This window comes from Alitiscatomonas aceti (genome assembly GCF_025567195.1).
GTDB lineage: Bacteria > Bacillota > Clostridia > Lachnospirales > Lachnospiraceae > Alitiscatomonas > Alitiscatomonas aceti.
This window is the reverse complement of sequence record NZ_JAOQJF010000057.1, coordinates 1-3,717: the sequence shown is the minus strand read 5'-3', so window position 1 is coordinate 3,717 and position 3,717 is coordinate 1. Positions and strand designations below refer to the sequence as shown.

Here is a 3,717-nt window from a genome sequence, read left to right as displayed (position 1 = left end):
CCGCCGTGAACGCACACATAAGAAATGAGCCGCACCAGATACTTTGCTTATCTGACCGGCTTAGGTGTTGTGTGGAATCTTCCTCGTCCTCATAAACGAACCAAAATTCCCGCCATGTTTCCTTTACTTTTTCCCACATTCTTTTCATCTCATGCCCTCCGTTTAGCTATTAGCTAATATAACATAGTCTAACAGAATCTATGATAAATGACAATCATATTATAGGCTTATGGTGTACAAAATAATAACTGACAGCTAACAAACGGGTGGTGGCAATGGAGAGAAAAGGATTAGGAAAGCGTATCAATGAGGTACGAAAAGACCGGGGCTTTACCGCAGACAAGCTCTCGGAATTATGCAATATCAACGCAACGTATCTTCGCCAGATTGAGGGCGGTGTGAAAATGCCCAGTCTGCCGGTATTCATAGATATTTGTAACTCCCTGCGGATTTCCCCTGATTATCTGCTTCAAGATGAATTGGAAGAAAACGAAATCAGCAAAATCAAGGAGCTGGAAGCACTCTGGAAAGACGTGTCGCCCAGCAAACAGGAGCTTGCCGTTGCTATGATAAAAGCGGTGTTGGAGCATAATGAACAGTAGGACAGCCAGCCGGTTCCGGCTGGCTGAATTGTTTTTTGTTTAAATGATATAGAAAAGCCCAGAACGGGCAACTTCACAGCTTCCCGCTCCGGGCAATATCCTTTTATTCTATGTTAAGAGGTGCCGTTATCCCTCGATGGCAATGTATTTCTTTTTTTCAGCTTCCGGTTCTTTCGCTTCTTCTTTTGGAATGTTAATCTTCAATACCCCGCTTTCATATTTTGCATGGATATCGTCCTCTTTCACATTCTCGCCGATGTAGAAAGAACGGCTCATACTGCCTGCATAACGTTCCTGACGTACAAATTTGCCTGTTTCTTTTTCCTTCTCATCCTTGTCAAGGCCCTTTGCGGCGCTGATTACCAGATAGCCGTCCTTCAGTTCCAGAGTAATCTCATCCTTCTTGAAACCAGGCAGGTCAATATCCACCTCATAATGGTCATCGTGCTCCTGCACATCCGTCTTCATCATTTTTGCTGCATGGTGCCCGTATAACTTCCGCTCTGCTTTATCATCAAATGACGGGAACCCCCAAAAATCATCAAAAACATCATCAAATAAGTTTTCACCAAAAACACTAGGTAACATCATAAGTCATCGCTCCTTTTTTAATGTTAAAACCGAATTGTCAATCAGAACCAAGAATACTTGGGAAGAAATCGGAACCTCTCATCTGTTCCGTTTCCCTTTCCTTTGTTCTATCTGTGTTATAGCGCGCTTGTTAGCATTTGTCAATGGTGAGTGCTAATTTTTTTGTGAACTTTTTGTGTCCTCTTAAAAAGCGAATCATAACCATTTTTTCTTTTTGAATTTCCAAATTAACGCTGCGACTGTCACAATGCTCACCAGAATTACCAATGGATATCCATATTTCCATTTGAGTTCCGGTATATGTGAAAAATTCATCCCGTACCACCCTGCCAGAAGCGAAAGCGGGAGAAATATTACTGTCACCACTGTAAAAATTTTCATCAGATCATTCTGCTCAATCGCCAGCTGGGATTGATATGCTTCCCGGAGCTGGGACACCATTTCCTGCAAATTCTTAACGGCACTCAGGTAACGGTCCGTTCTATTCCTCAAAGTCATCAATCTGCGGACTCCGTCTTCGCTAAATAGTTGGTTGTCATTCACGGTCATTTCATCAAAAATGAAATTAAGCTGCTCATAGTAGCGTTTCAGGCGCAACAGTTCCTGCCTCCATGCAGTAATGTATTTCAAATAGGATGCCTTGTCGCCGGACAGCACCTTGTCTTCATTATTGCTGATTTCTTCCTCAAGATTATTCAAAAAATCCATGTCTCCTTTCAGCAGTAACGAAAAAAAATGGTAGAAAAGCCGCTCATTTGTTGCTCCTTCTTCCCCTGTCATCGTATGCAGAATCATATTTGCTTTTTCTTCTGCCTCAGAGGTTTCACAAAATACCAGCAAATCCTTTCCGTCCAGATATAAGAGCATCTTAAAATCCTCTTTTTTTTCACTCTGAACATCGTACCAGTCAAATGCAAGGATATCGCAGTCCTTAAAACACTCAAAACTGTCCGTAATCTGTTCATCAATATACCGAAGAATCTTTTTATCCATATAAGGAGCAGCTTCATCGGTGTTTGTAAATGAAAATACTTTGTACATTTATCCTCCACGTCCTAACTTTGTTATATTTTCAATGTTGGAATATTGCTATTCTTCAGCAAGGAATTTTCGACTTTTTGATTCTATCTTCTGCTTCACCAGAAGAAGATTTTTCTCGTTCCAGTTCAATCACATCTGAAATATCACAATCCAACGCCCCGCAGATACGAAGCAGGGTTTCCATGCTGATATGCAATCCCTTTCCCATATTGGCAATCTGGTTTGTGGTGAGTCCTGCGGCAAGCCGCAAGTCCTCTTTTCTCATGTTCCGCTCTTTCAATGTATTCCAAAGCGGTTGATAGCTTATGTGCATTTATCGTCCTGCCTTTCTCCCAGTGCTGGGGTTCGTGCTTCCCATTATAGCAGTTTTCTTGCTAACTCGCAATATTTCTTGACGGCTCGCCGGTTCCGTCTGGATTGTGCTTTTCCTTTCCGCTTTTATTTACATCTAATTAGCCATAACCTGCTTAATGCCCTGTGATTTTGCTGATGTGTGATAAAGAAGTAATAGAAGTGTAAAAAATTTTGCCGTTCCTATCCGGCACTTAGCTCTTGTGTCGGATAGGTCGGGCGTTTATTCGGGCAAGTCCACCTTGCCAACAAAAGAATAATAAATCTCAATGTCCTGTCTGCGGGTCTTGTTCTCGTCATAGCTGCACTCATGCACAACGATTTTCTCTACAAACTCCCGCAGCAGAGTAGGGGTAAGTTCTTCAAAGCTGGTATGCCGCCGGACAACATTCATAAACTTTTCTGCGTTCACGGTGGCTTCCTGTGCTTTGGAAAGCTCCGCTTGGATAGCGGCGGCTCTTTCTTTCAGTTCCCGTTGTTCTGCTTCATAGTCTGCCGACAGCTCTGTGAAACGCTCATCTGATATGCGCCCGGTCACGCTATCCTCATACAGCCGCTTGAAGATAGCGGATAACTCGGCTATGCGTTTCTCGGCGGCTTCCAGTTCCTTTTTCTTGGCGGCGTTCCTGCGCTTGCCCCCGTCCTCGTTCTGCTCAATCAAGAGCTTCATAAACCGGGCTTCATGCTTTGCCGCATAGCTGGTCACTTTCCGCAGATTGGAGAGTACACCAGCGGTCAAGAGGTCGGTGCGGATAAAGTGCGCCGTACAGTCATGGGTGCGTTTCTTGTAGTTGCCGCAGATATAACAGTCCTGCTTGCGCTTGTCTGTCTGGTATCGCTGCTGATACATGACGCTGCCGCAGTCCGCACAGAACAGTATGCCGGGGAACAAGCCCACTTCATCATAGCGGTTGGGGCGTTTGCGCTGCTTGCGAAGCTCCTGCACCCGTTCCCATGTTTGGGTGTCTATGATAGGCTCGTGGTGGTTCTCAAAGATTGCCTGCTTATCCTCGTCATTGTAAATAATTTTACTGCACTTGTAGGATGATGTTGTATAAATAAAGTTGACACCTTATTCTCAAAGAATTCATGTATAATAAAGAGAATAAGGAGGAACTTTCAATGTCACGTA

The 3,717-nt window shown here is 43.8% G+C and carries 4 protein-coding genes and 2 pseudogenes; 1 reads left to right on the top strand and 5 read right to left on the bottom strand.

Annotated elements, in window-relative coordinates:
* The first annotated feature begins 275 nt into the window (after positions 1-275).
* On the top strand, positions 276-602 hold the full coding sequence (locus OCV69_RS16030; protein WP_070470262.1) for a helix-turn-helix domain-containing protein: 327 nt from the start codon (positions 276-278) through the stop codon (positions 600-602).
* Positions 603-728: 126 nt separating this feature from the next.
* Here the strand turns inward: OCV69_RS16030 and OCV69_RS16025 are convergent, their stop codons facing one another.
* The 5 genes and pseudogenes from OCV69_RS16025 to OCV69_RS16010 form a co-directional block, all read right to left on the bottom strand.
* Positions 729-1,193: an Hsp20/alpha crystallin family protein gene (locus OCV69_RS16025; protein WP_138311067.1), complete on the bottom strand. Its 465-nt coding sequence runs from the start codon at positions 1,191-1,193 to the stop codon at positions 729-731.
* A 195-nt stretch (positions 1,194-1,388) separates the two neighbouring features.
* Entirely contained in the window at positions 1,389-2,234 is an 846-nt protein-coding gene (locus tag OCV69_RS16020; RefSeq protein ID WP_070470268.1) for a magnesium transporter CorA family protein, read from the bottom strand.
* A gap of 55 nt (positions 2,235-2,289) precedes the next feature.
* Positions 2,290-2,547, bottom strand: a complete 258-nt coding sequence (locus tag OCV69_RS16015; RefSeq protein ID WP_070470271.1) for a helix-turn-helix domain-containing protein — start codon at positions 2,545-2,547, stop codon at positions 2,290-2,292.
* A 141-nt stretch (positions 2,548-2,688) separates the two neighbouring features.
* Positions 2,689-2,772: pseudogene (locus OCV69_RS17195) on the bottom strand (Maff2 family mobile element protein); the annotation flags it as partial.
* 36 nt (positions 2,773-2,808) lie between these two features.
* Positions 2,809-3,654 (bottom strand): annotated as a pseudogene (locus OCV69_RS16010) (DUF4368 domain-containing protein); the annotation flags it as partial.
* Positions 3,655-3,717 lie beyond the last annotated feature (63 nt).

What these genes read in the sequence shown, in the direction of transcription:
- OCV69_RS16030 (WP_070470262.1), top strand. Translation starts at nt 276, where the DNA reads ATGGAGAGAAAAGGATTAGGAAAGCGTATCAATGAGGTACGAAAAGAC.
- OCV69_RS16025 (WP_138311067.1), bottom strand. Translation starts at nt 1,193, where the DNA reads ATGATGTTACCTAGTGTTTTTGGTGAAAACTTATTTGATGATGTTTTT.
- OCV69_RS16020 (WP_070470268.1), bottom strand. Translation starts at nt 2,234, where the DNA reads ATGTACAAAGTATTTTCATTTACAAACACCGATGAAGCTGCTCCTTAT.
- OCV69_RS16015 (WP_070470271.1), bottom strand. Translation starts at nt 2,547, where the DNA reads ATGCACATAAGCTATCAACCGCTTTGGAATACATTGAAAGAGCGGAAC.